The sequence below is a fragment of the Pseudomonas sp. MF6776 genome, assembly GCF_016613125.1.
In the GTDB taxonomy this organism is placed as follows: Bacteria; Pseudomonadota; Gammaproteobacteria; order Pseudomonadales; family Pseudomonadaceae; genus Aquipseudomonas; species Aquipseudomonas iridis.
In genome coordinates this window covers 1-2,801 of the sequence record NZ_JAENSQ010000081.1, presented here as the reverse complement: position 1 = coordinate 2,801, position 2,801 = coordinate 1, and the positions used below count along the sequence as shown (strand labels likewise).

Here is a 2,801-nt window from a genome sequence, read left to right as displayed (position 1 = left end):
GTCTGGTTTCGTTGCTCTGCCGACTTCCTGCGCCTTTTTGATGGCATATGCGTTGTATTCCTCTGCGCCAGTTTCGGGATCATCTGCTGGATTACCTGGGCAAAGTTTGTCCTCCCATGGGAGGACATAGGAGGCGCGGCCCAGGATGAACTGCAGGACGTAATCCGAAGGTATGGCGAGACGCTGCATGAGGAATTTTCCTAGACGAAAATCGAATGATAGCGCAGAGGGCTTTGGGCAGCGAAAGCTGCTTCCAGAGCGGCCAAAAGCCGCTCTGATAAACCGGCGTCGAAGACGACGGAAACAGCCTGACAGACGCCACCCGAGCCCACGAGGGGGGTGAGGAAAAATGGCCCCCAGGCCGAATTTTTCCGTTCTGCCCTGGTGCAGCCCGTCCAGGGCGAAACCAGGGTGCGAAGCATCCGGCCGCACCGCTTGCGTGCGCGTCAGGTGAAACCGGACCAACCTGGTTTCGAGCCGAAGCAGCAGAGGGAGGGACGGAGTCCCGCGCCGATGCGTCGCGCAGTCTCAGAAAGCGGGTTGGTCCGGCTTTGCCGGGCGCGCACGCGGGTGAATTTTCGAGACAAGCCCGTCCAGGGCGCAGGGGAGGAAAGAGGGTGGCGGATCGCGCAGCGATTCAGAACCCTGAAGGCCTTCCGGGGCGCTCCCCCGGGAGGTTTGGGCGGCCCGGAGGGGCGGCCACGGAGCCCCGCAGGGGTGACGGCATTTTGCTGTTGGGTTCTATGTTTTTGGCTCTTGGCGGTTGTATTGCAGGTCCTATTGTTGGGCCTATTGCCGCAGCAATAGGTGAGCCATAGGAGCGGCAATTTCAGGGAGTGAGGCAGGCAGGCGCTACGCTGTCGCCTGCCCTCACTCCCTGATGCTCGCCGGCTGGTATGAATCGCCCAGGTAGCGATAGAACCTATCCAGGTACGGAAGCCCGTCGAGCGGCTCATCGAGCAGCGAGTCGGGAATCTCAACGCCACGGAACAAGCCGAAGCTGTTCAGCAGGCGCTTGCCCTTGAGGATCTGCGCCGCGTGCCAGTTGTCAGCCAAGGTCAGATCGGAGAATTTCACGGCGTACTTGAACACCTCCATGAAACCCTCAACGGGATCGCCCAGGATGGGCCTGCAATCCACGACCATGCTGTCACCGGTGATCTTGTGCCACTCGGTGCTGAGGTCGGTTTGGGAGGGCTGTGATGTGGCCAGAATGATCATGTGACAATGCGGGTGCCAGCCATTGCCCTTGTTGGTCAGCTCGAGGGTGTAGACGGCCCCCTCGGCTTTGCAAAGCTCTGTCCAGGGAGCGCCACGAGTACCGGCATTGAAGTAGCGACGACGATCCATCAAGCGACGTAGCGACTTCGCGAGGTGCGATTGACGCTCTTCAAGATCCGGCCCGTTTTTGACTGTTAGGGTCAGGAGATAGGGCCGCAGATCCGGGCGTTCCTCCTGGATCACCTGCCAGCGGGTCAAGTAAGCCCCAAGAGCCTTGGCACCGCGGCGAATGCCGCACAACGGACAGACCAGGTGCTGCTTGCAGAACGTCGCGCTATGCAGCCGTACCTTGCCCACGGTGAAGTACTCCCGGAAATGCAGGTAATTACCACAGCTGGCAAGGCTAGCGGCAGTCTTGATGGTCGCTTCGGACGGGGTCTTTCGGAGATGTTCTAGCATCGCCTGAGACCTTGTGTGAGCCACGCCGTAGCGTGTTATTCTCTCGTCCAGAAGCCTAGCTTCGTCAGCCCCTGTGAACTCCCCGCCTGCCAAGTTGGAAGAGTTCTCAGGGGTTTTTTTATGCGCCATTCATGGCCCCCTTATTCGTGGGGCCGAGCATAGCACCTGCTAACACATTGTTTCTATGTATCAAGTAAAGCAGGGACTCGCCAGCCTCAGAACCGCGCAAAGCCCCGGAATCCGGGAGCATCAGCAGAAAAACAGCGATCAGGGACAAAACATCCTTACGATCCAGCTCGATTGAAACCCTCATGCCCAGCTCCTCAGTGGTGATGGCAAATTTTCTCATCACGACCAGGAACATAACGGGCGAGGTTTGCGCCTCCACTCCAGAGCCAAAAAACGAAGGAGTCTTCGGTAAAGTGGGGGTGTAACAGCACCCCACAGGATCCGGGAGGGGGGTGAAGAACATTTCGCAATACTACCCAGAGCGCCAAAAGCAAAATCAACAGCACCCATGCTGGGGGCCTCCGCTCCCGGCCGGTGGCCAGGAACAGAGCGCCAGAGGGTGATTTGATCAGCGAAGGGTCAAGGGTTCGCTCCGCCCGGGACTCCGTTCGCCGCGACGGTGAAGCGAGTCACGACGAGCCGGGGTCGCGGCCCCTGACCTGAGGAATTTCAACGGTGGATGGACTGGCCTCGATCGGAGTACGGGAACCTGTTCCCGTATGGAGGTCGAGGGGACAAGCGCAGCGCGTCAGGCCTCGGCGGCCCTTGTTCGTAAAGCCATCACTTGCGTGGCTGACAAATGGCGAAGCTCAGAATTGGAAAAAACCAGGTCAGCCCTCAACCACCTGGTTTCTTCGTCCCACTGGGCCAAATTGTCTATGAGAAACCTATAACGACCTTGATAAGCCTCCGCAAGATCCTCAGCAAGGGCCCTGTAAGCCTCTCCAGGCGTTTTTAACGCCAAATACACTGCATCTAGCACGGGGTCTGGTTTCGTTGCTCTGCCGACTTCCTGCGCCTTTTTGATGGCATATGCGTTGTATTCCTCTGCGCCAGTTTCGGGATCATCTGCTGGATTACCTGGGCAAAGTTTGTCCTCCCATGGGAGGACA

Annotated in this window: 4 protein-coding genes; all 4 read right to left on the bottom strand. The window is 58.6% G+C overall.

The window, feature by feature from the left end; genetic code table 11:
* Positions 1-189: hypothetical protein (locus JJD74_RS30415; protein WP_181127196.1), on the bottom strand; the 189-nt coding region annotated here is incomplete at its 3' end.
* Positions 190-870: 681 nt separating this feature from the next.
* Positions 871-1,809 (bottom strand): protein rep, encoded by a 939-nt coding sequence (locus tag JJD74_RS30410; RefSeq protein ID WP_060765397.1) that lies wholly within the window; start codon positions 1,807-1,809, stop codon positions 871-873.
* Entirely contained in the window at positions 1,799-2,152 is a 354-nt protein-coding gene (locus JJD74_RS30405; protein WP_127652685.1) for a hypothetical protein, read from the bottom strand. The genes JJD74_RS30410 and JJD74_RS30405 overlap by 11 nt, the downstream gene beginning before the upstream one ends.
* 285 nt (positions 2,153-2,437) lie before the next feature.
* Positions 2,438-2,801: hypothetical protein (locus JJD74_RS31085; RefSeq protein WP_060765395.1), on the bottom strand; the 364-nt coding region annotated here is incomplete at its 5' end.